At 75.0% G+C, this 21,208-nt stretch carries 20 protein-coding genes; 6 read left to right on the top strand and 14 right to left on the bottom strand.

Going from position 1 to position 21,208, the window contains the following annotated elements:
• Window positions 1–5: 5 nt before the first annotated feature.
• The 5 genes from DMH08_RS14335 to DMH08_RS14315 are packed head-to-tail and all read right to left on the bottom strand — an operon-like array spanning window position 6 to window position 4,573.
• Window positions 6–1,061, bottom strand: a complete 1,056-nt coding sequence (locus tag DMH08_RS14335) for a branched-chain amino acid ABC transporter permease (RefSeq protein ID WP_125614584.1) — start codon at window positions 1,059–1,061, stop codon at window positions 6–8.
• Complete coding sequence (locus DMH08_RS14330; RefSeq protein WP_026406250.1) at window positions 1,058–1,921, bottom strand: branched-chain amino acid ABC transporter permease; 864 nt, start codon at window positions 1,919–1,921, stop codon at window positions 1,058–1,060. Before DMH08_RS14330 ends, DMH08_RS14335 begins: the two co-directional genes overlap by 4 nt.
• Window positions 1,918–2,622, bottom strand: coding sequence for an ABC transporter ATP-binding protein (locus DMH08_RS14325; protein ID WP_125614581.1), 705 nt, complete (start codon window positions 2,620–2,622; stop codon window positions 1,918–1,920). Before DMH08_RS14325 ends, DMH08_RS14330 begins: the two co-directional genes overlap by 4 nt.
• Window positions 2,619–3,401: an ABC transporter ATP-binding protein gene (locus DMH08_RS14320; protein WP_026406252.1), complete on the bottom strand. Its 783-nt coding sequence runs from the start codon at window positions 3,399–3,401 to the stop codon at window positions 2,619–2,621. The genes DMH08_RS14325 and DMH08_RS14320 overlap by 4 nt, the downstream gene beginning before the upstream one ends.
• The gene (locus DMH08_RS14315) at window positions 3,398–4,573 is read right to left on the bottom strand and encodes an ABC transporter substrate-binding protein (protein ID WP_233617593.1); all 1,176 of its coding nucleotides are present in this window, start codon (window positions 4,571–4,573) and stop codon (window positions 3,398–3,400) included. Before DMH08_RS14315 ends, DMH08_RS14320 begins: the two co-directional genes overlap by 4 nt.
• A 187-nt stretch (window positions 4,574–4,760) precedes the next feature.
• Here DMH08_RS14315 and DMH08_RS14310 point away from each other — a divergent pair, with 187 nt between their 5' ends.
• Window positions 4,761–5,684 carry a PaaX family transcriptional regulator gene (locus DMH08_RS14310; protein ID WP_233617588.1) on the top strand — a complete coding sequence of 308 codons (924 nt, stop codon included), beginning with the start codon at window positions 4,761–4,763 and terminating at the stop codon, window positions 5,682–5,684.
• Here DMH08_RS14310 and DMH08_RS14305 read toward each other — a convergent pair.
• The gene (locus DMH08_RS14305) at window positions 5,681–6,583 is read right to left on the bottom strand and encodes a LysR family transcriptional regulator (protein WP_125614578.1); all 903 of its coding nucleotides are present in this window, start codon (window positions 6,581–6,583) and stop codon (window positions 5,681–5,683) included. The genes DMH08_RS14310 and DMH08_RS14305 overlap by 4 nt on opposite strands.
• Window positions 6,584–6,656: 73 nt before the next feature.
• Between DMH08_RS14305 and DMH08_RS14300 the strand changes: the two genes are divergently transcribed.
• A complete protein-coding gene (locus DMH08_RS14300; RefSeq protein WP_199747786.1) occupies window positions 6,657–7,601 on the top strand; it encodes an EamA family transporter in 945 nt (314 codons plus the stop codon).
• Here DMH08_RS14300 and DMH08_RS14295 read toward each other — a convergent pair.
• Window positions 7,567–8,388, bottom strand: coding sequence for an SAM-dependent methyltransferase (locus DMH08_RS14295; RefSeq protein ID WP_026406255.1), 822 nt, complete (start codon window positions 8,386–8,388; stop codon window positions 7,567–7,569). The two genes, DMH08_RS14300 and DMH08_RS14295, sit on opposite strands and share 35 nt — an antisense overlap.
• A gap of 99 nt (window positions 8,389–8,487) precedes the next feature.
• Complete coding sequence (locus DMH08_RS14290; protein WP_026406256.1) at window positions 8,488–9,102, bottom strand: TetR/AcrR family transcriptional regulator; 615 nt, start codon at window positions 9,100–9,102, stop codon at window positions 8,488–8,490.
• Window positions 9,103–9,158: 56 nt separating this feature from the next.
• Between DMH08_RS14290 and DMH08_RS14285 the strand changes: the two genes are divergently transcribed.
• Window positions 9,159–9,977 carry an SDR family NAD(P)-dependent oxidoreductase gene (locus DMH08_RS14285; protein ID WP_199747787.1) on the top strand — a complete coding sequence of 273 codons (819 nt, stop codon included), beginning with the start codon at window positions 9,159–9,161 and terminating at the stop codon, window positions 9,975–9,977.
• Window positions 9,978–9,993: 16 nt separating this feature from the next.
• Here the strand turns inward: DMH08_RS14285 and DMH08_RS14280 are convergent, their stop codons facing one another.
• The gene (locus tag DMH08_RS14280) at window positions 9,994–11,175 is read right to left on the bottom strand and encodes an ROK family transcriptional regulator (protein ID WP_026406258.1); all 1,182 of its coding nucleotides are present in this window, start codon (window positions 11,173–11,175) and stop codon (window positions 9,994–9,996) included.
• 91 nt (window positions 11,176–11,266) lie between these two features.
• Between DMH08_RS14280 and xylB the strand changes: the two genes are divergently transcribed.
• The 3 genes from xylB (at window position 11,267) to DMH08_RS14265 (ending at window position 14,584) form a co-directional block, all read left to right on the top strand.
• Window positions 11,267–12,664, top strand: a complete 1,398-nt coding sequence (gene xylB / locus DMH08_RS14275) for a xylulokinase (protein WP_034521898.1) — start codon at window positions 11,267–11,269, stop codon at window positions 12,662–12,664.
• A gap of 11 nt (window positions 12,665–12,675) precedes the next feature.
• Entirely contained in the window at window positions 12,676–13,836 is a 1,161-nt protein-coding gene (gene xylA, locus DMH08_RS14270) for a xylose isomerase (protein ID WP_026406260.1), read from the top strand.
• 238 nt (window positions 13,837–14,074) lie between these two features.
• The gene (locus tag DMH08_RS14265) at window positions 14,075–14,584 is read left to right on the top strand and encodes a mycothiol transferase (RefSeq protein WP_026406261.1); all 510 of its coding nucleotides are present in this window, start codon (window positions 14,075–14,077) and stop codon (window positions 14,582–14,584) included.
• Window positions 14,585–14,626: 42 nt separating this feature from the next.
• Here the strand turns inward: DMH08_RS14265 and DMH08_RS14260 are convergent, their stop codons facing one another.
• From DMH08_RS14260 to DMH08_RS14240, 5 genes are all read right to left on the bottom strand, one after another.
• Window positions 14,627–16,036 carry a glycosyltransferase family 4 protein gene (locus DMH08_RS14260; protein ID WP_233617587.1) on the bottom strand — a complete coding sequence of 470 codons (1,410 nt, stop codon included), beginning with the start codon at window positions 16,034–16,036 and terminating at the stop codon, window positions 14,627–14,629.
• A gap of 60 nt (window positions 16,037–16,096) precedes the next feature.
• The gene (locus tag DMH08_RS14255) at window positions 16,097–17,293 is read right to left on the bottom strand and encodes a L,D-transpeptidase (protein WP_026406262.1); all 1,197 of its coding nucleotides are present in this window, start codon (window positions 17,291–17,293) and stop codon (window positions 16,097–16,099) included.
• A gap of 262 nt (window positions 17,294–17,555) precedes the next feature.
• The gene (locus DMH08_RS14250; RefSeq protein WP_233617586.1) at window positions 17,556–18,698 is read right to left on the bottom strand and encodes a L,D-transpeptidase; all 1,143 of its coding nucleotides are present in this window, start codon (window positions 18,696–18,698) and stop codon (window positions 17,556–17,558) included.
• A 186-nt stretch (window positions 18,699–18,884) separates the two neighbouring features.
• Complete coding sequence (locus tag DMH08_RS14245) at window positions 18,885–19,781, bottom strand: VC0807 family protein (RefSeq protein WP_233617585.1); 897 nt, start codon at window positions 19,779–19,781, stop codon at window positions 18,885–18,887.
• Between the two features lie 218 nt (window positions 19,782–19,999).
• Window positions 20,000–20,926 carry a LysR family transcriptional regulator gene (locus DMH08_RS14240; RefSeq protein WP_026406265.1) on the bottom strand — a complete coding sequence of 309 codons (927 nt, stop codon included), beginning with the start codon at window positions 20,924–20,926 and terminating at the stop codon, window positions 20,000–20,002.
• Between the last annotated feature and the right edge of the window lie 282 nt (window positions 20,927–21,208).

Here is a 21,208-nt window from a genome sequence, read left to right as displayed (position 1 = left end):
GACGGTCAGGTGACGGGCGCGGGTTCGGGTTCGGCCTCCGCCTCGGCGCCGCGCCGGCCCGGGGCGCGGCGCCGCCACCGGTCGGCGGCCGTGGGGACGAGGCCCTTCGGCACGAACAGCACCACGAGGACGAGCAGCAGCCCGTAGACGGCGTAGGACAGGACGGCCGGCGCCGACGCGGGCATCCCCTCCCGCGTGCCGACGTCGTTGAGCACCTGCAGCAGCAGCGTGACGGCGGCGGCGCCGGCGAGCGCGCCCCGGATCGTCCCGGCGCCGCCGACGACGGCCATCACGACGTACTCGAACGAGAGCAGCACGGGGAACGAGCCGGGCGCGACGTACCCGATGTAGTAGGCGTAGACGCCGCCGGCGAGGCCCGCGAACGCCGCCGACAGGGCGAACACCGCCTGCTTGTAGAGCGCGACCGGCACCCCGGCGGACGCGGCGGCGACCTCGCTGGTGGCGAGCGCGCGCAGGCCGCGGCCCGGCCGGGACCGGACGATGTTGCGGGCGACGAGCACGGTGCCGCCGAGCGCGGCGAGCGCGAGGTAGGCGTAGGCGGCGTCGTCGGCGAACTCGTACCCGGCGACCGTGAGGCGCGGGACCCCCTGCAGCCCGATGTCGCCGCCCGCCCACTCCTGCCGCCCCACGACGCTGAGCAGGATCAGCTGCACGGCGAGGGTGGCGAACGCGAGCTGGTGGCCGCGCAGCCGCAGCAGCGGGACGCCGACGAGCGCGGCGGCCGCCCCGGCGGCGGCGGGCGCGAGCAGCAGGCCCGCCCAGGTGGGCACGCCGTGGATCGCGGTGAGCGCGGCAGTGTAGGCGCCGATCATGGTGAACGCGGCCTGGCCGAGCGACACCTGCCCCGCGAAGCCCATCAGCATGGACAGCCCGGTCACGACGATCGCCGAGATCAGCAGCAGCACGTACACCGACACCTGCGGGCCCGGCAGGACGACCGGCAGCGCGAGCGCGACGGCGGCGACGGCCGACGCGGCGGCCGCCCCCCGAGACCGGGGCAGCGGCCCGCGGCGAGCGGGCGGGCGGGCGGACTCGCTCATCGGGCGGCCTCCTCCTGGAGCGCGGTCCGCCGCGACGCGCGCACCGTCATGATCGTCAGCATCAGCACCAGCGCCACGACGGTCTGGTACGACGCGGCGCCGTACCCCGCCACCAGCGACTCGGCGACGCCGAGGGCGAGCGCCCCGGCGAGCGCGACGCCCGGCCGGTCCAGCCCGCCGAGGATCGCCGCCGCGAACCCGTTGGTGATGAGCAGGACGTCGCTGTCGTAGGACATCGGCTGCAGCGGCGCGAGCAGGACGCCGCCGAGCCCGCCGAGCATGCCGCCGAGCGCGAACGCGAGCAGCCCCATGCGGACGGTGTCGATGCCGACGGCCCGCGCGGCGTACGGGTTCGACGCGCACGCGGTGAGCGCCTTGCCCGTGTACGTGCGTCCGAAGAACAGCCCGAGCAGCGCGAACACCGCGGCCGCGACGCCGATGACGAGGAACGACTGCTTCTGCACGTGGGCGCCGAACAGGACGGCGGAGCCGCCGAGGCCCGGGTGGGAGCGCGGGGTGTCGCCCCAGATCATGATCTCGACGGCGTACGCCAGGAAGCCGAGGCCGAGCGTGACGATGAGGGCCGACTGCGGGGACGTCCCGCGCTTGCCGGTCGCGGCGAGCCCGACGGCGAGGCCCACCGCCCCCGCGACGAGCACGGCCGCGGCCTCGGCGGCGCCGTGCGGCAGGCCGGACGACAGCAGCGACCCGGCCGCCATCCCGCCGACGACGGCGAACATGCCCTGCGCGAAGTTCACCACGCGCGTCACCCGGTGGATCGCCACCAGGCCGCTCGCCAGCAGCGCGAACCCGCAGCCGACCGCGATTCCGGAGACGAGGTACTGCAGGAACGCGCTCACGCCTTCTCCTCCCCCGCCGGGGACGCCGCGCCGCCCAGGTAGGCGTCGGCGACCGCGCTGCCCGCCGCCAGTTCCGCCGCCGCGCCCTCGGCGCGGATCCGGCCCGCCTCCAGCACGTAGCCGCGCGTACAGAGGTCGAGGGCGAGCCGGGCGTTCTGCTCGATGAGCAGGAGCGCGAGGCCGCGCCCGGTGTTCAGCGCCCGCAGGTGCTCGGCGAGGTCCGCGGTGACGAGCGGGGCGAGCCCGAGCGACAGCTCGTCCACCACGAGCACGTCCGGGTCGGCCATGAGCGCCCGCCCGAACGCCACCATCTGCTGCTCCCCGCCGGACAGCGAGCCCGCGCGGCGGTCCCGCAGCGCGGCGAGCCGCGGCAGCACCTCGTAGACGCGGGCGGTGTCGCGGGCGCCGCGCTCGCGGCGGCGGCGCCAGGCGCCCAGGGCGAGGTTGTCCTCGACGGTCAGGGCGTCGAACATCTGCCGCCCCTCCGGGACCAGCGCCGCCCGGCCCCGGACGCGGACCCGCCCGGCGGCGGGCCGCAGCACGCCCATGACGGCGTTGACGAGGGACGTCTTCCCGGCGCCGTTCGGGCCGATCAGCGCGACCGCCTCGGCGGCCCCGACGGTCAGCGCGACGCGGTCCAGGGCGGTGGCGGTCCCGTACCGGACGACCAGCCCGGACACCTCGACGACGGGGGCCGTCACGCGGCCTCGCCGCCCAGGTAGGCCGCGACGACGGCGGGGTCCCGGCGGATCCGCTCCGGGGTGCCCTCGGCGATGAGGCGGCCGAGGTCAAGGACGCCGACGCGGTCGGCGAGGCGGGCGACGAACGCGACGTCGTGCTCGACGAGCATCATCGTCAGGCCCTCCGCGCGCAGCCCCTCGATCAGCTGGGCGAGCGCCTCCCGCTCGGCGCCGCGCAGGCCCGACGCGGGCTCGTCCAGCAGCAGGAGCCGGGGACGGGCACAGAGCGCGCGCGCCACCTGCAGGGAGCGCTGCTGGCCGAGCGGGAGGACGTCGGCGGAGCGGTCCGCCCAGTCGCGCAGCCCGACCCGGCCGAGCGCGGCGAGGGCGTCGGCCCGGATCGCGGCCTCCTCGCGGCGGTGCGCGGGCAGCCGCAGCGCCGCCGACAGCATCCCGTGCCGGGTGCGGGCGTGCGCGCCGACCATCACGTTCTCCAGCGCGGTCATGCCCCGGAAGAGCCGCGCGCCCTGGAACACGATGGCGATGCCGAGCCGGGCCCGCGCGTGCGGGGGGAGCCGGTCGATGCGGCGGGGACCGGACCCGGCGGGCGCGTACGCGATCGTCCCGTGGTCGGGGACGAGGTGGCCGCCGATCAGGTTGAACAGGGTCGACTTCCCGGCGCCGTTGGGGCCGATGACGGCGCGGGTCTCGCCCTCCGCGACCGTCATCGACACGTCCCGGACGGCGTACACGCCGCCGAACGCCCGCCCCGCGCCGTCGATCGTGAGCAGCGGCGTCATCCGAGCGCCCGCGCGGTCTCGGCGAGCCGCGCCCCCGACCACTCGGTCGGGACCAGCTCGCCGCCCTTCACCCGGTTCATCGAGATGTCGGACGGCTTCAGCCCGGAGTGGTCGTCCGGCCCGTACTCGTACCGGCCGTTGGGCGTCACGAGGGCGAGGCCCTCCAGCGCGTCGCGGATCTTCTCGCGGTCGCCGCCCGCCTGCTCGATCGCCGCGGCCAGGAGCCGGACGGCCGCGTAGCCGTCCATCGCGAACTGCGGCGGCGTGTACCCGTGCTTCTTCTCGAACGGGACCGACATCTCCTGGATCGACTGCTTCAGCTTCCCGTCGGGCAGGTGCTCTCCGACGACCCCGATGGCGCTCTGCACGTACACGCCTTCGGCCGCCTCCCCCACGGGGTCGAGCCACAGCTTGCTCGCCTGCGAGCCGGTCATGAACAGCGGGACGTCCAGCCCGGACGACGGGTACTGCTTGGCCAGCGTCACCCCGGGCGGGCCGCTCGCCCACACGGCCAGGGCCTGCGCGCCGGAGTCGCGGACGTGGGTGAACAGCGGGCTGAAGCTGCCGGCGTTCGTCTCGAAGGGCTCCTCCCGGACGATCCGGACGCCGTGCCCGGCCGCGTGCGCCTTCATCCCCTCGAACCCGGCCATCGCGTACGCGCTCTTGGTGTCGTAGGCGACGGCGACCTCGGAGATGCCGTGCGCCTCGAAGTACTGGAGCATCGCCTGCGCGTACGTCGACGACAGCGCCGGGATCACGAACGTGTACGAGCGGATCGGGTCGACCTGCTCGTCCGCGGGGGCCAGCGAGATGTAGGGGATCTTCTCCCGCTCGGCGAGGGGCTGGACGGCGAGCGCGACGTTGGCGTACGTGGAGCCGATGATCGCGGTGACGTCCTGCGAGCGGAGCCGGTTGAAGTGCAGGACGCCCTGGTCGGGCGACGTGCGGTCGTCGAGGACGACGAGCTCGACGCGCTCGCCGCCGATGCCGCCGGCGTCGTTGATCTGCTCGACGGCCAGTTCGACCGTCTTCTTCGCCTCGCCGCCGAGCGTGGCGTAGTTGCCGGTCAGGGACTCGATGAAGCCGATCTTGAGGGCGGAGCCGTCTCCGCCGCCGGAACCGCCGCAGGCGGTGGCGGCGGCGAGGACGGCCGCGGCGAGCAGGGGGACCATCTTGCGCACTGCTGCCTCCCGGGGTGGGGGATCGCTGCGGCGGGCGCCGGGGTGGGACCGCCTTGAAGTTAGGCGTATATTTCACGGCGGTCAAGGAATTGCCGAACGTGCCCGGTCCGGCGGCGGGACGGCCGCCGGACCGCCGTTACGCTGGCGCCATGAGGGGAGCCGAACGGGTGAGCGAAGAGTGAAGGGCCCCGACGCCGTGCCCGACGAGCGCGACGGCGGCGGGGACACGCACGGCACGCGGCCCGGACCGGACGGCGGCCCCTCGCTCCGGCTCCGGCCCCAGTCGCTGATGCTGACCTACCTCGGCAACTACGTGCTCGGGCGCGACATCGCGGTCTTCTCCGGCAGTTTCATCGAAACGTTCGCCCGCCTCGGCGTCGGCGAGCACGCGGTGCGCTCCACGCTGACCCGGATGGTCGCCCGCGGCCTGCTGGCGCGGCACCGGGACGGCCGCCGCATGCACTTCGGGCTGACCGCGCGCTCCGCCGCGATCCTGCGCGACGGAGAGGAGCGCGTCTGGCGGCGCGGCGTCCTCAACTCCGACTGGGACGGCACCTGGACCGTGCTCGCGTTCTCGATGCCCGAGTCGTGGCAGCGCGCCCGCCACGACCTGCGCGCCCGGCTGACCTGGGCGGGCTTCGGCTCGCTGGGCAACGGCACGTGGATCGCCCCCTCGCGCCGGGACGTCCGCGCGATCGTCGGCGAACTCGGCCTGGAGGGGCGCCTGAAGGTGTTCTCCGGCCCGGCCGAGGAGCCCACCGACGTCCCGGCGATGCTGCGGGAGGCGTTCGACCTGGACGCCGTCGCGGACGGCTACCGCGCGTTCCTCGACCGCTGGGACCGCCCCGACCCGCTGCCGGACGCCCCCGACGACCTCGCCCGCTACCTGTGGATGACGACCGAGTGGCTGCGGCTCGTCCGCGACGACCCCCGGCTGCCCGTCGAGCACCTGCCGGGTGACTGGCCCGCCGTCCGCGGCCAGCAGGTCCTGCTGGAGCTGCGCGACCGGTACGAGGCGGGCGCCCGGCGGCTCGCCGACGCCGCCATCGAGGCCGTCCCCGTGCCGCCGCCCGCCGCCCCCGACACGGCCGCGGCGGGCTAGCGGTCCCGGGCCGCGGCCCGCAGCGCCCCCAGGCCGTGCGCGATCGGCGGCTGCCGGTCGCCGCCGCGCCGCACGCACGCGATGATCCGGCGGGACGGGACGCCCTCCCCGCGCAGCGGCACCCGCACCACCCCGTCGTCCGGCGGGAGCGGCGCCAGCCGCGGCACCAGCCCGACCCCGAACCCGCGCGCGACCAGGGCCGACACCGCGAACCACTCGTTGGCCTCGTGCACGATGCGGGGCGCGAACCCGGCGGACGCGCAGGACGCGAGCATCAGCCGGTGCTGGTCGGGGCGGTCCGGCGAGCCGATCCACGGCTCCCCCGCCGCCTCGTCCAGCCGGAGCGTCCCGCGCCCGGCCAGCGGATGGCCGGTCGGGACGAGCAGGTCCTGCGGCTCGTCGAGCAGCGTCTGGACGGCGAACCGCGCGTCGCCCGCCGCCGGGGCGCCCGCGCTGGGAATGACCACCGCGATGTCGTACCGGTGGGACAGCAGGAGGTGCGCGGCGTCCCCGCTCTCCTTCTCGCTCATCCGCACCTCGAGGCCGGGGTGCTCCTCGCGCAGCCGCGCGACGGCGGGCGCGACCAGCGCGGCGAGGGCGCTGGACACGCTGCAGATCCGCACCCGACCGGCGTCGCCCGTCCGGTGCGCGGCGAGATCGGCGCGGGCCCGCTCCCACTGGGCGGCCAGCGCGTCGGCGTGCCGCAGCGCGGTGTGCGCCGCCGCGGTGAGCCGCACCCGGCGGCCCTGCGCCTCCAGCAGCTCGACGCCGAGGTCGCGGGCGAGCTGCCGGAGCTGCTGCGACACCGTCGAGGGCGTCAGGTGCAGCGCCTCCGCCGTCGCCGTCACGGTGCCGCGCTCCCGCAGGACGCGCAGTGTCTCCAGGCGGCGGTCGATCATGCGGTCATTCAACACGGTTCCGTACAGAAGCATTCGATGGACCCGGACGGTCGCGGCTTCCGAGACTGGCGGCATGGTGAACAGACCCGAGGTGCCGGGCCCGGTCCTGCTGCTGGGCAGCGTCGTGACCGTCCAGGTGGGGCTGGCGTGCGGCAAGGCGATGTTCGCGGTCGCGGGGACGGCGGGCGTGATCGTCCTGCGGCTGGGGTTCGCGGCGCTCGTCCTGCTGCTCCTGCGCCGCCCGCGGGCGCCGGACCGCGCGGCGCGCGGCACGGTCGCGGCGCTCGGCGTCGCCATCGCGGGCATGCACCTCATCTATCCGGCGCTGGAGCGGCTGCCCGTCGGGGTCGCGTCCACCCTGCAGTTCCTCGGGCCGCTGACGCTCGCGCTCGTCCGGGCCCGGCGCCCCCTCGACCTGCTGTGGGCGGCGCTCGCCGGGACGGGCGTGCTGCTGATCTACCGACCGTTCGGCGATCCGGTCTCCCCGTCCGGGGCGGCGCTGGCGCTGGGGGCGGGCGCCTGCATGGCGGCCTACCTGGTGCTGACCCGGCGCGCGGGCGCGCTCGCCGGTGCCCCGCTGGCCTGGGGCGTCGCGGTCGCGGCGCTGCTCGTCCTGCCGCTGGCGCCGCTCGCGGAGGGCGCCGTGCTCCGGCCGGGCGTGCTCGCGGCCGGCCTGGGCGTCGCGCTGCTGTCGGCGGTCGTCCCGTGGTCGCTGGACCGGGCCGCGCTGCGGCGCATGCCGGAGCAGGCCGCCGCGGTCATGGTGAGCCTCGAACCGGCGGCCGCCGCGCTGGCGGGGCTCGTCCTGCTGGGCGAACGCCTGGGCCCGGCGGCGTGGCTCGCCGTCGCCTGCGTGTCGGCGGCCTCCGCCGGAGTCGCGTGCACGCAACGCCGGCCCCGCGAGCCCGCGGCGCCCGCGCCGCCGCCCGAGGACGACCGCGCTCCGGTCGCGGGACGCACGGTGAGCGGCCGCCGCGCCGCGCTCAGGGACGGCGGCGGCCGACACCGGCCAGGGTGAACGTCCGCTCGGGCGTGTCGCCGGCCGGTGCGCCCGCGTCGGGACGCCACTGCGGCGTGTAGGTCAGGCCGGGCTCGACGAGCTCGAAGCAGCCGACGATGTCGAGGATGCGGGCGCGCGAGCGCCCCCAGAAGTGGCCGTCGGTGGGCTGGAACACCTTGCCGACGTTCCCGCCGGACTCGGGTTCGGGGTCCTGGGTGATGTGCGTGAACACCAGGTGCCCGCCGGGCGGGAGCGCGTCGTGCACGGCGCCGACGGCCTTCGCGGCCTCGGCGTCGTCGTCGATGAAGTGCAGGACGCGGTCGAGGATGCACGCGACCGGGCGGTCGACGTCGATGAGGGCGCGGACGGCCGGGTCGTCGAAGACCGCCGCGGGCCGCCGCGGATCGCACCGGACGACGGCGGTGCGGCCCGCGCCGGGGCGGCCCGCCAGCAGGGCGCGCGCGTGCGCGAGGACGACGGGGTCGCCGTCGGCGAACACCACGGCGGCGTCCGGCGCGACCTCGGCGGCGACCTCGTGGACGTTGCCGCGGGCGGGCAGCTTGGTGCCGATGTCGATGAACTGGCGGACGCCCTCGCCCGCGAGGTGGCGGACGGCGCGGCCGATGAACGCGTGGTTCTCCCGGGCCGCCGTCCGCGCCTCGGGGATGACGCCCAGCAACTGCTCGGCGACCTCGCGGTCGGCGGCGTAGTTGTCCTTGCCGCCGAGGAGGTAGTCGTAGATCCGTGCCGTGTTCGGTGTCGTCAGGTCGACGTCCGCGGGCGTCCCCCGCCTCTCGTCGCTCATGTCGTCTCCGCTCGTCCCGGGAGAGGGATCCTCTCACGGAACGCAGTGTGCTCGCGCCGGTTCACCCTGTGGTCGCGGCCGATCACGCGGGGCGTCCGGTCACTGCAGCAGGTCGACGAGTCCGGGGTCGGGGCCGCCGTCCGGGTCGGCGGCGCGGGCGGCGCGCAGCGCGGCGACGAGGGTCGCGGACGCCGTCGCGACGAGCGTCGCGCGCGGCACGTCGCGGTGCCGCAGGCGGTCGGCGATGATCTCGTCGAGGAGCGCCACCCAGCCGCGCATCGCGGTGCGCAGCGCCGGCCGCGGGGGGTCGGCGACGCCGAGGGCGTCGAGCAGCCGCCGCGCGCCCTGCCAGCGCAGGTCCTCGATGATCGCGCGCACCTCGGGGTCGGACCCGTTGCCGCCGCGCATGAGGGCGAGGAACCCGGCGGCGTTGTCCTCCATGAAGGCGATGTGCCGGTCGAGCGCGCCGCGCAGCCGCTCGGCCGGCGCGCCGTCCGCCGGCAGGGACTCGTGGACCGTGCGGAGCCGGTCGGCGGCGGCGCGGATCGTCGCCAGGTAGAGGCCGCGCTTGTTGCCGAAATGGTGCGCGATGAGCCCGTACGCGACACCGGCGCGGCGCGCGATCTCGCTGGTGGTGACCTCGTCGTACGCGCGCTCGGTGAACAGCTCGGCGGCGGCGTCGACGAGCAGCGCGCGGCGGTCGGGCCCGGTCATCGGCGGCTCCTCCGGTGTTGACGCGGCGGCGGGAACGCGCCTAGGTTCGCAGTTGACTGATAATCAGTCAACTTCGGGAGGCGGTACATGGACCTGACGGGGACGCCGATCCTGCTCACCGGCGCGTCCAGCGGCATCGGCCGGGCCCTGGCGTTCGCGCTGGCGGGGGGGGCGCCCGGCTGGCGATCGCGGCGCGCAGGCGGGACGAGCTGGAGTCTGCGGCGGACGAGATCGCCGCCCGCGGCGGGACGCGGCCGCTGGTGTTCGGGGCCGACCTGTCGCGGGCGGGCGCCGCCGCGGAGCTCGGGCGGGAGGCGGTCGCCGCGCTCGGGTCCGTCCAGGTGCTGGTGAACAACGCGGGCGCCGGACTGGTGGGGACGCAGGCGGAGCTGGGCGACGGCGAGGCGGCGCGCGCGCTGTTCGAGACGAACTTCTGGTCGCCGATCGCGCTGACCCGCGCGGTGCTGCCCGCCCTGCGCGACGGCGGAGGCGGGGGGCTCGTCGTGAACGTCACGTCCACGCTGCAGTCCGTCCCGATCCCCACGCTCGGGTACTACGGCGCGGCCAAGGCGGCGCTGGGGCACGCCACCCGGACGCTGCGCAACGAGCTGCGCGGCACGGGCGTCCGCGTGCTGGAGGTCGTCCCGGGCGCCACCGACACCGCCACCCGGGACGTCGACCTCCTGCCGTGGCGGAACGGGCCCGTCCGGACGCCGCCGCCGGTGAGCCCCGAGTCGGCCGCGCGGGCGATCGTCCGGGCGATCGAGGGCGGCGCGCGGCGGCGGGCCCACCCCGCCACGTCGCTGGTGCCGCTGGAGGTGCCGGCGGCGGGGCGGCTGATCGCGTCGTTCGTCGCCAGGCGGGTCGATACCTGACCGCCCGGCCGGGCGGTCAGGGCAGGAGCGGCGCGGGGTCGGCGAGGAGCCGCTCGATGACCAGGCCGGCGGCGCCGAGGACGGCGGCCCCGTCGGCGAGCGCGGACACCTCGACGGGCGGCACGGCGCGGCGCAGGGACCCCGGCCCCGCGGCGAGGGCGTCGCGCAGCGGCGGGACGATCCAGTCGGCGAGCGGCGGGTAGACGCCGCCCAGCACGATCGTGTCCGGGTCGAGGAGGTTGACGGCGGCGGCGAGCGCGCCGCCGAGGGCGCGGCCCGCGCGGGCCGCGGCGGCGGACGCCGTCCCGTCGCCGGCGGCCAGCCGGGCGGCGAGGGCGTCGAGCGGCGCGCCGCCCGCGGGGATCCCGGCGGCGCGCAGCAGGGCGTCCCGCCCGGCGACCTGCTCCAGGCAGCCGCGGCCGCCGCAGGGGCAGGGCGGGCCGGACGGCTCGGCGACGAGGTGGCCGAGCTCCCCGGCGAAGCCGTGCGCGCCGCGGAAGACGCGGCCGTCCACGACGATGCCGGCGCCGATGCCGATCTCGCCGGAGACGTGGACGAAGTCGCCGAGGCGGGCGCCGCCGCCGAACCACAGCTCCCCGAGCGCCGCGAGGTTGGCCTCGTTGTCGTACTCGGCGCGCAGCCCGGCGAGCGCGCCGGTCACCGGCACGTCCGTCCAGCCCAGGTTCGGGGCGTGCCGGACGACGCCGTTCTCGCGGTCGAGCAGACCGGGCAGCGCGACGGCGGCGCCTGCCACGGTGAGGCCCTGCCCGGCGGCCGCGGCGGCGGCCTCGTCCGCGAGCCCGGCGAGCGCGGCGAGGACGGCGGCGGGTTCCCGGCCGCGGTTGTCGCCGGTGACGACGTGCCGGTAGCGGACCCGGCGGGCCAGGTCCAGGACGCACGCGGACAGGTGGTCGACGCCCACCTCCAGCCCGAGCCCGGCGGCGCCGTCGCCGCGCAGCGACACGGCCACGCCGGGGCGGCCGCGCTCGCCCTCGTGGACGGGCGCGCCGTCGACGACGAGGCCGGCGCCGTCCAGGATCCCGACGAGGTTGGACACCGTGGTCTTGGTGAACCCGGTCAGCTCGGCGAGGCGGGCCCGGGTGACGGGCTGGTGCCGGGCGATGTGCTCCAGGACGACGGCGAGGTTCCGGACGCGCATCGTGGCGTGCCGGACGGGGACGTTCCCGGAGTTCGTCATGGACGCACCCTAATTCAGTCGCGGCTATAGGCAGGTGCCGGGTCGGCTGCTACGTTACTTAAGTCCACATCGTTGACGAAAAGGGGTCCGGATGGCCGAGGGGCTGGTCGCGGGCGTCGACTCCTCGACGCAGTCGACGAAGGTCGTGCTGTGCCGCACGTCCGACGGCACCGTGGTCGACACGGCGTCGGCGCCGCATCCCGACGGCACCGAATGCCACCCGGACCGCTGGTGGGACGCGCTGTCGCGGCTGCGCCCCCTGCTCGAGCGGGCGGACGCCGTGGCCGTCGCCGCGCAGCAGCACGGCATGGTCGCGCTCGACGCCGGCGGCGAGGCGGTCCGGCCCGCCCTGCTGTGGAACGACACCCGCTCCGCCCCGCAGGCGCGCGCGCTCGTGGACGAACTCGGCGGCGCGCGGGTGTGGGCGGAGCGGACGGGCAGCGTGCCCGTCGCGTCGTTCACGGTGACCAAGCTGCGCTGGATGGCCGAGCACGAACCGGAGAACGCGCGTCGCACCGAGCGGGTGCTGCTCCCCCACGACTGGCTGACGCTGCGGCTCGGCTCCGACGGCCCGGTCACCGACCGCGGCGACGCGTCCGGCACCGGCTACTGGTCGCCCGCCGAGGGCGCCTACCTGCCGGACGTCCTGCGCGCCGCGCTCGGCCGCGACGCCGAGCCGCCGCGGGTGGCGGGCCCCGGCGAGCGGGTCGGGACGACGTCCTGGGGCGCGGCGCTCGGCGCCGGCACGGGCGACAACATGGGCGCGGCCCTCGGCCTCGGACTGCGGCCCGGCGACGTCGTGCTGTCGGTCGGGACGTCCGGGACGGCGTTCGCGGTCGCGGACGCCCCCGCCGCCGACCCGTCCGGCCTGGTCGCGGGCTTCGCCGACGCGACCGGCCGGTTCCTGCCGCTGGTCTGCACGCTGAACGCCGCCCGGATCCCGGAGGCCGCCGCCCGCCTCACCGGCGCGACGCTGGACGAGCTGTCGGCGCTGGCCCTCGCCGCCGAGCCGGGCGCGGGCGGGCTGACGCTGCTGCCCTACCTGGACGGCGAGCGCACCCCCGACCGCCCAGACGCGACGGGCGTCCTCACCGGGCTCACCACGGTGAACGCCACCCGGGAGAACATGGCGCGGGCGGCGGTGGAGGCGCTGCTGTGCTCGCTCGCCGACGCCGTCGACCACCTCGCGGCCCAGGGCGTCCGGCCGCGCCGCACCCTGCTGATCGGCGGCGGCGCGCGCGCCGAGGCCGTCCGCCGGCTGGCCCCCGCGATCCTCGGCACGCCCGTCACCGTGCCCGACCCCGCCGAGTACGTGGCGCTCGGCGCCGCCCGGCAGGCCGCGTGGGCGCTGGCCGGGACGCCCGAACCGCCGGACTGGCCGCCGCCGGCCGCCACCGAGTACACCGCCGACCGCGTCGAGGCGGCCGTCCGCGCGCGCTACGCCGCGCTGCGCGACACCGCCCCGGCGCTGGGTACGGCGGCCGAGTAAGGAGGGACGACATGAGCGACTACACCCCGGTTCCCGAGGACCGGTTCTCGTTCGGCATCTGGACGGTCGGCTGGCAGGGCGTGGACGTGTTCGGGCCGGGCACCCGGCCGCCGATGGCCGCCGACCGGGCCGTCCGCAAGCTCGCCGAGATCGGCGCGTACGGCGTGAACTTCCACGACAACGACGTGTTCGACTTCGACGCCTCGCCCGCCGAGCGGCAGCAGAAGATCGACGCGTTCCGCAAGGCGCTGGACGAGACGGGCCTCGTCGTCACCACCGCCACGACCAACCTGTTCGGCCACCCGGTCTTCAAGGACGGCGCGTTCACCTCCAACGACCGGGACGTCCGCCGGTTCGCGCTGCGCAAGGTGATGGACAACCTGGACCTGGCCGCCGAGCTGGGCGCCCGCACCTACGTGTGCTGGGGCGGCCGGGAAGGCGCCGAGTCGGGCGCGGCCAAGGACGTCCGGGCCGCCCTGGACCGCTACAAGGAGGCGTTCGACGTCCTCGGCGCCTACGTGGCCGACCAGGGGTACGACATCCGGTTCGCGATCGAGCCGAAGCCGAACGAGCCGCGCGGCGACATCCTGCTCCCGACGATCGGGCACGCGCTCGCGTTCATCCAGGAGCTGGAGCGCCCGGAGACGGTCGGCCTGAACCCGGAGGTCGGGCACGAGGAGATGGCGGGCCTGAACTACGCGCACGGCCTGGCGCAGGCGCTGTGGCAGGGCAAGCTGTTCCACATCGACCTGAACGGGCAGCACGGCCCCCGCTACGACCAGGACCTGCGGTTCGGCGCCGGGAACGTGCGCGGCGCGTTCTGGGTGGTCGACCTGATCGAGCAGAGCGACTACGACGGCCCCATCCATTTCGACTTCAAGCCGCCGCGGACCGAGGACGACGCGGGCGTGTGGGAGTCGGCGGCGGCGTGCATGCGCAACTGGCTGATCCTGCGGGAGAAGGCGCGCGCGTTCCGCGCCGACCCCGACGTGCAGGAGGCGCTGCGGGACGCGCGGCTGGACGAGCTGGCCCGGCCGACCCTCGACGAGGGCGAGGACTGGCGGTCCGTCCGCGACGCCTCCCCCGACATCGAAGCCCTCGCGGTCCGCGGCGCGGCGCACGAGCGCCTCGACCAGCTCGCCCTCGAGCACCTCTACGGCGTCCGCGGGTAGGACCGGCGGCCCGCCCCCGCCCCGCCGGGGGGCGGGGGCGGGTCACTCCGCGCGGCGGCGGCGCGCCCGCGAGCACCCTCCGGGCGCGCGCCGTGTCCGTGGCGCCGCGCGGCCCCTCCCCCTCACCGGTCATCGACACACCAAGAATCGATCCCGTTACGCTCAGTATCGAGCGGATCGCCCGCATTCGGGTCCCGGGGGCCTGAAATCGCCGCGTCCCCGCACTAGGCTCGGGTCAATGACCAGTGCCGAACTGCTCACCGACGCCTTCGACCGGATCCGCGAAGAGGTCCACGCCGCCGCGGACGGCCTCACGCCCGAGCTGCTCGCGTTCCGCGCCGACCCGGAGGCGAACTCGATCGCCTGGCTGCTGTGGCACCTGACCCGCGTCCAGGACGACCACGTCGCCGACGTCGCCGGCACCGCCCAGCGCTGGACGTCCGACGGCTGGGCCGACCGCTTCGCGCTGCCGCTCGACCCGTCCGACACCGGCTTCGGCCACGGCCCCGACGAGGTCGCGTCCGTCCGCGTCGACTCCCCGGACCTGCTGACCGGCTACCACGACAGCGTCCACGCGATGACGACCGAGTACGTCGCGGGCCTCACCGACGCCGACCTGCCCGCCGTCGTCGACCGCGCCTGGGACCCGCCCGTCACCCTGGGCGTCCGTCTCGTCAGCGTCGTCTCCGACTGCCTCCAGCACGCGGGCCAGGCCGCGTTCGTCCGCGGCCTCGCCGAACGCGGGTGACGGAACCGGCGCCGCGGTCCCCGGGGCCGGGCGACGGCCGCGTCACGGGCCGGGGGCGCGTTCCTCCTCGCGGCGGTCCAGGCGTGTGCGCGGGACGCGGGCGGCCGGCGAGGGAGCCCGCGGCGGGGGGTGTAGGTCGGCGAGCAGCGCGGTCCACCGGGCAGCGACGCCGGCCGGCTCGTAGGCGCGCGCCGACGCGCGGGCCCGCTCGCCCAGCCGGTCGCGGAGCGCGGGGTCGGCGATGAGGCGGCGGAGCGCCGCGGTGAGGGCCGCGCGGTCGTCGACGGGGACGAGCAGTCCGTCCCGGTCGTGCTCGATCATCTCGCGCGGGCCGTGCGGGCAGTCGGTGGACACCACGGCGAGCCCCTTGGTCATGGCCTCGATGACGACCATCGGCATCCCCTCCCGGCGGGAGGTGAGCGCGTAGACCGCGGCGCGCTCCATCTCGGCGGGCAGCCGGCGGCTGGCGGGCCGGACCTCGACGCGTCCGGTGAGGCCGCGCTCGGCGACCAGGTCCCGCAGGGCGGCGCGCCGGGCGCCGGCGCCGAAGATCCGCAGCGTCCAGTCGGGGTGCTCGGCGGCGACCGGCGCGAACGCCTCGATGAGCAGGTCGAAGCGCTTGTTGTGGACGAGCCGCCCGGCGGCCAGGACGACCTTGTCGGTGCGGCGGGACGGGCCGCCGGGCATGTCCGGCACGGCATTCGGGATGCGGACGATCCGGACCGGCGAGCCGGCGAGGGCGTCCTCGTACTCGGTGCGGGCCGCCTCGGTGAGCGTGGTCAGGACGTCGAGCCGCCGGTAGTCGCGCAGGATCTCGCGCCGCAGCGGCGGCTTGTAGGAGCCGAGGCTCATGTGGTCCTGCCCGATGAGGGTGACGCCGCGCGGGGAGAGCGCCGCGATGAGCAGGTTCAGCGAGGGCCTGGTGGCGATGAGGACGTCCGGGGGCGCGGCCCGCAGCGCGGCGAGCAGCCGCAGGTCGGTCCAGAGGTTCATCCACTTGAAGGACGCCTCTTCCTTCGGGATGAGGACGCTCGGCAGCCGGGACAGAAGCCGGGCGGTGCGCCCGCGCGGCCCGAGGCGGTCGTCGGCGTAGGTGATCGCGACGCCGTCGGGAAGCGGGAAGAACGGCTCGGGGGTGCCGCGCAGCACGCTGACGATCTCGACGTCGTGGTCGCGGGCGAGGGCGCCGCTCAGGTTGAGCACGGTGCGGATGGTGCCGCCGGTGCCGTGGGCGTTCTGCAGGAGGATGCGCACGCGGAGGCGCCCGCCCCGGGGCGGGGGCCGCCGCAGCAGCAGGGGGCGCGCGGCCCGCAGCGCCGTCCGGCGGAGCGCGCGGTGGGCCCCCCGCCGGACGCGGCGGCGCAGCGGCAGCGGGCGTGCGGGCCCGTTCGCCGGTCGGTCGTTCGCCGGTTCGTCGTTCGCCGGTTCGTCGTTCACCGGTTCGTCGTTCACCGGGTCCCCGTTCGCAGACGGCGTTCCCGGCTTTGGTACCCGCTCTGGGTCAGCGCAACATCATCCGGTCGTCACGGTGCGGTTCAGGGCGCTGCCCTTCACCCACTTCTCCCAGGACATCTGGTAGTAGCTCCACCCGTTGTTCCAGTCCAGCTTCCGCTTGCTCCCGGTGATGAGGACCGGGTCGCCGCGGTAGGACCACTTGTAGAACCAGCGGGCGTCCTTGGGCGGGGAGTTGACGCAGCCGTGGCTGACGTTCTGCCGGCCCTGGGCCCAGACGGTGGAGGCCATCGAGTGGACGTACTCGCCGCTGTTGGAGATCCGCACGGCGTGCGGGATGACCTCGCGGTAGCCGCCGTTCGCCTTGTCCTTCGGATCGACGCCCATCCACTCGGACGTCATGATCGCCGGGTTCTCTTTGCCCATGGTCAGGTGGACGCCGCTGGTGGTGAGGAAGGTGTCGACGCCGTTGACCACCCGGCCGCCCTTGCCCGCGCTGATCGGCCAGGAGCGGACCTTCTCGCCGTTCTCGTACGCGACGGCCTTCTTCGACTTCGTGCTGATCTTCAGGATGTGGGAGTCGCCGATGCGGAACTCGCGGCCGACGTCCTTGGCGCCGTAGGTGCCCTTGCCCGACTTCACGCCGGCGAGGTCGGCCTCGAAGGACACCTTCTGGTTCGGCTTCCAGTAGTCGCCGTTCTTGGTGCGGAAGATGACCTGCTTGTCGCTCACCCAGTACCAGGCGCCGGTGGCGGGCTTGGACGACTTGATCCGCAGGGCCTGCTCGACGGCCTTCTTGTCGTCGACGTCGCGGTTGAACGTGACGGTGATCGGCATGCCGACGCCGACCTTCTCGCCCTTGCGCGGGATGATGTCGGCGACCTCCAGCGTCCGCTTCGCCTCCAGGGTGGCGATGCTCGCGTTGACGGTCGTCGTCTTCCCCTCGGGGGAGACCGCGACCGCGGACACCTGGAACTCGGTGTCCGGGCGCAGCGTCCGCGACTTCCAGCTCGTCCGGTCGGCGGACATGGTCCCGGCGTCGGTGATCGGGCCGTTCTTCCAGGAGAGCGTGACGTTCTTGAGCGTGCCGCCCGCGGCCTTCACCACCACGCCCGCCTCCGGGAGGGCCTTGGTGTTGCCGTCGCCCGGGGCGATCGTCACCTGCGGCGCGGCCGCCTCGGCCTGCTCGCCGGCGACGCCGGCCTTCTTCTCTTCTCCCGAACAGGCGGCGGTGAGCAGGATCACGACCCCCGCCACCGCCGTACCGGTCCCGCTCCGTCGCCGCGTTCGCCGTGCGGACACGTGCTGCACCGCCACCTCCAGATACCCCGCCGTACCAGAGAGACATTAGCGACAAAAGATGCCGATCATGCCTTCTTCCAGGCCGTTCGGCGCCCGTCGAGATCAAAGCGTTGCACGGCGGGGGCCTGCACGGACCCGGGCCCGGCCGTTCGGAACGGCCGGGCCCGGGTCCGGTTCACCGGAGGACGGTCACCGCAGGGCGGTCACTGCAGGGCGGTCACCGCAGGGCGCTGCCTTCCTTCCACTCGTTGAACGACAGCTGCCAGTAGCCCCAGCCGTTGTTCCACTCGAGGTCGCGGTCGCTGCCCGTCAGCTCGATGACGTCGCCGCGCTGCATGATGTCGTAGTACCACTTGGCGTTCTTCGGGCTGAGGTTGAGGCAGCCGTGGCTGACGTTCGCGCTCCCCTGGACGCCGACGGTGGACGCCATGGCGTGCGTGTACTCGCCGCTGTTGGAGAACCGGACCCCGTGGTTCACGACCGTCTTGTAGTAGCCGGGGTCTCCGGGCTTGCGGCCCGGCGAGATCATCGTGACCGGGTTCTCCTTGCCCATCAGCAGGTGGACGCCGCTGGTGGTGGTGTACTCCCGGGTGGTGCCGTTGCCGGCGCTGAACGGGACCTTGCGGAGCTTCTTCCCGTCCCGGTACACCGTCATGTGGTGCTTGCTGATGTCGCCCTTGGTGATCTGCTCGGCGCCGACCGTGATGGTGGCCTCTTCGTCGGCCTCCCCGTAGACGCCGCCGCCCGCGTTGACGCCCGCGAGGTCGGCGTCGAACTCGATCTTCTGGTGGGGCTCCCAGTACGTCTTGGTCCGGTAGATGACCTGCTTGTCGTCGATCCACCGCCACGCGCCCTCGACGGGCTTCTGCGGGGTCACCTCGAGGACCTTCTCGACGGCGGCCCGGTTCTTCACCGGGCGGTTGAAGCGCACGATGATCGGCGCGCCGACGCCGACCTCCTCGCCCTTCAGGTTCGGGGTCACGTCGACGATCTCGAGCGTCTGCGCGGGGTCGAGCGTGGAGAACGAACTGGTCGTGGTCTGGGACTTGCCGTCGTTGGCGGCCACGGCCGTCACGGTGTACTGCGTGTCGGGCTTCAACGTCCGGTCCGAGCGCCACGCGGTGCGGTCCGCGGACAGCTTGCCGGTGATCTGGGCGCCCTGCCCCTGGACGGTGACCTTCTCGAGCGTGCCGTCGGCGACCTTGACCTCGATCGTGCCGTCCGGCTTGACCTGGGTCGTCCCGTTGGCCGGCGTGATCGTCACCGTGGTCTTCGTCTCGTCGGACGCGAGCCCCGCACCGGAGCTGTCGCCGCTGCAGCCGGCGGCGAGCATCACCACCGCGCCCGCGCCCCCGGTCACCGCGAGACCCAACCGCCTCTTGCCAGCCACAAACTCCCCCATTCACCAAGATCGGCTCAGTGTTCTACAAACCTATCTAAGCCAGATAGACGAGCCTACACGCGGGAAAGTTCAGGTCATGGGCCGGACAAAAAGTCGTCCCGCCGCCCACGCGGGGCGACGGGACGTGCTAAGCCCCTGCGGGGCTCAGGCGCTGCCCGCGGGCTTCCAGTCGATGTGGCGCAGGAGCCGCTTGAACCCCCACACCGAGAGGCCGACGCCGACCGCGCCAAGCGCGGCGACGATGCTGGTCCGCAGCCACAGGTACGTGCCGATCGACTGGTTGAACAGCATCCAGACGCTGACGAGCACGTTCGTGAACAGGACCATTGACCACAGCAGAGAGATCTTCAAGAAGAAGCGGTGCACTCTGCCGTGCTTCAGGAACGCCTCCGGGATGGGGGCCATGTCCTTGGCGAGCTTCATCGCCAGGGGCTTGCCCAGCGGCACCGACGCCAGGAACGACATGCTGACGATCAGCGTGCCGAGGGTCGGCTGGAGGAAGTAGACCACCGCGCTGCCCGTCGCGGCCGACAGGCCCGCGCGGACCGTCACGCCGACCGCGGCCAGCATGAGCATCCCCGACACGGGATGGCCGCGCAGGTACCGGTACGCGATGCCGCCGTACACCCACGCGACGGCGGCGACGAGCGCGCCGTTCAGGCCGAGCAGCGTGAGCGCGGCGTAGAACACCAGGACCGGGGCGATGACGCCCTCGAAGAAGCGCGGCAGCGCGTGCACGAGGAGGGCACGGATCCGCGGCAGCTCGAAGACGTGGTGCCCCTCGTCCTCGTCCTGCGCGGCCGTGGCCCCCGCGGGCGCCGGTCCGGAGGACGCCGCTTCGGCGGACGCGGGTCCGCCCGGCTCGGGGACGATCGCCCCGTGCCGTCCGTCGTCCGCCCGCGCCTCCGCGGCCCGCGCCTCGGCGAGGACCGCGTCCTCGAGGTGTGCGTGCGGAGGCCGTACGAGTTCGGCCGGTGCCGCCGGAGCGGACGGCGCCGTCACCGCGGACGGCTCCGTGTGCGTGGTCGCCGGTCGTTCCATCGAGCGCTGCGCTCCCCGATCGGTGTGCAAAGTCTCGGATGTCGTCACGATTCGCCCCACCGTACGTGATGATCCGCGCGAATCCGGCCGATTCGAGGTCAAAACTCGCGCGTGCCGTCCCGCACCGTGTCCCCCCCAGACACCGGAGCACACCCGCGCCACCTGCGGGGACGCCCGCAACCGCGCTCCGGTCGGGGAAATCCGGCCGGCGCCGGGGGTCACCCCTCGGGCGCCGCCGGCTGGACGTCACGCGCGGCCGCGTAGATGGCGCGGAGCGTGACCGCGACGGACGGGCGGCGCACGCTGGCGCTGCGGGTCACGGCGTACACCTCGCGCGCCAGCGTGCATTCGGGGATCCGGCGGACGGCGACGCCGCGGTCGCCCGCGGCGAGGGCGAGGGCGGGCACGGCGGTGACGCCGATGCCGCGCGCCACGAGGCTGAGGATCGTGTGCAGCCCCTCGAACTCCCACGGCACCGGCCGGTGGCCGCCCACGGTGTCCAGCAGCCGCTCGACGGCGTCCCGGGACGGCTCGCCGCTCGGCGCCGCCATCCACGGCTCCTCGCGCAGCCGCTGCAGGTCGACGGGCAGGTCCGGGTCCGACAGGGGGTGGGAGGCGGGGACGACCAGCACGAGCGGGTCGCGGCGCAGGTGGAAGAACTCGAGCGCGGCGGGCGACTGGTGGGGGACGTTGCCGGTCCAGTCGTCGATCAGGGCGATGTCGACCTCGCCGTTCTGCACCTGCCGGATGCCGTCGACCGGACGGGTCTGCCGCAGCACGAACGTCAGCCCCTCGTGCTCCCCGAGGCTGTGCGCGAGCGCGGGCGCGAACGCGACGGCGGCGGTCGGGAAGGCGGTCACCACCACCCGTCCGGTGGGGGTGTCGGACGCGGCGGACAGCTCCGCCTCGGCGGTCTCGACCAGCCCCAGGATCTCCTCGGCGCGCGCGGCCAACCGGCGCCCGGCGTCGGTGAGCTCGGCGCTGCGGGCGGTGCGGTCCAGCAGCGGGACGCGCGCCTCCCGTTCGAGCGCGGCGAGCTGCTGGGAGACCGCCGAGGGCGTGTAGCCGAGGGCGGCGGCGGTCGCGGCGATGCTGCCGCGGCGGGCGAACTCGGCGAGGAGGCGGAGGCGGCGCAGCTCGAGCATCAGCACATCTTACGGTCAGCATCGATGAGACTCGCTTGTAGTGATGCTTTCTGCGGGGAAGTATGGCTGCGAGCCCACTTGGGTGACACACGGGGACCACGACTTCACCATCCGTTGTTTCAGCATGCCCTCTGGAGGCTTTGATGCCTGCCCATAACCCGTCCGCGGCCGACGCGCCGGTGCCGGACACCTCCGCCCCCGAGGCGGAGTCCGACACCCCGCTCGATCCGAGCGCCCTCGCCGCCCCCGACCCGCGCACCCCCGACCTGCGCGACCCCGACC

The sequence above is a fragment of the Actinomadura sp. WAC 06369 genome, from assembly GCF_003947565.1.
GTDB lineage: Bacteria > Actinomycetota > Actinomycetes > Streptosporangiales > Streptosporangiaceae > Spirillospora > Spirillospora rifamycini.
The sequence above is the reverse complement of the archived record's forward strand: the minus strand, read 5'-3'. Positions and strand labels throughout refer to the sequence as shown.

What these genes read in the sequence shown, in the direction of transcription:
- DMH08_RS14335 (WP_125614584.1), bottom strand. Translation starts at nt 1,061, where the DNA reads ATGAGCGAGTCCGCCCGCCCGCCCGCTCGCCGCGGGCCGCTGCCCCGG.
- DMH08_RS14320 (WP_026406252.1), bottom strand. Translation starts at nt 3,401, where the DNA reads ATGACGCCGCTGCTCACGATCGACGGCGCGGGGCGGGCGTTCGGCGGC.
- DMH08_RS14315 (WP_233617593.1), bottom strand. Translation starts at nt 4,573, where the DNA reads ATGGTCCCCCTGCTCGCCGCGGCCGTCCTCGCCGCCGCCACCGCCTGC.
- DMH08_RS14305 (WP_125614578.1), bottom strand. Translation starts at nt 6,583, where the DNA reads ATGATCGACCGCCGCCTGGAGACACTGCGCGTCCTGCGGGAGCGCGGC.
- DMH08_RS14300 (WP_199747786.1), top strand. Translation starts at nt 6,657, where the DNA reads ATGGTGAACAGACCCGAGGTGCCGGGCCCGGTCCTGCTGCTGGGCAGC.
- DMH08_RS14295 (WP_026406255.1), bottom strand. Translation starts at nt 8,388, where the DNA reads ATGAGCGACGAGAGGCGGGGGACGCCCGCGGACGTCGACCTGACGACA.
- DMH08_RS14290 (WP_026406256.1), bottom strand. Translation starts at nt 9,102, where the DNA reads ATGACCGGGCCCGACCGCCGCGCGCTGCTCGTCGACGCCGCCGCCGAG.
- DMH08_RS14280 (WP_026406258.1), bottom strand. Translation starts at nt 11,175, where the DNA reads ATGACGAACTCCGGGAACGTCCCCGTCCGGCACGCCACGATGCGCGTC.
- xylB (WP_034521898.1), top strand. Translation starts at nt 11,267, where the DNA reads ATGGCCGAGGGGCTGGTCGCGGGCGTCGACTCCTCGACGCAGTCGACG.
- xylA (WP_026406260.1), top strand. Translation starts at nt 12,676, where the DNA reads ATGAGCGACTACACCCCGGTTCCCGAGGACCGGTTCTCGTTCGGCATC.
- DMH08_RS14265 (WP_026406261.1), top strand. Translation starts at nt 14,075, where the DNA reads ATGACCAGTGCCGAACTGCTCACCGACGCCTTCGACCGGATCCGCGAA.
- DMH08_RS14245 (WP_233617585.1), bottom strand. Translation starts at nt 19,781, where the DNA reads ATGGAACGACCGGCGACCACGCACACGGAGCCGTCCGCGGTGACGGCG.
- DMH08_RS14240 (WP_026406265.1), bottom strand. Translation starts at nt 20,926, where the DNA reads ATGCTCGAGCTGCGCCGCCTCCGCCTCCTCGCCGAGTTCGCCCGCCGC.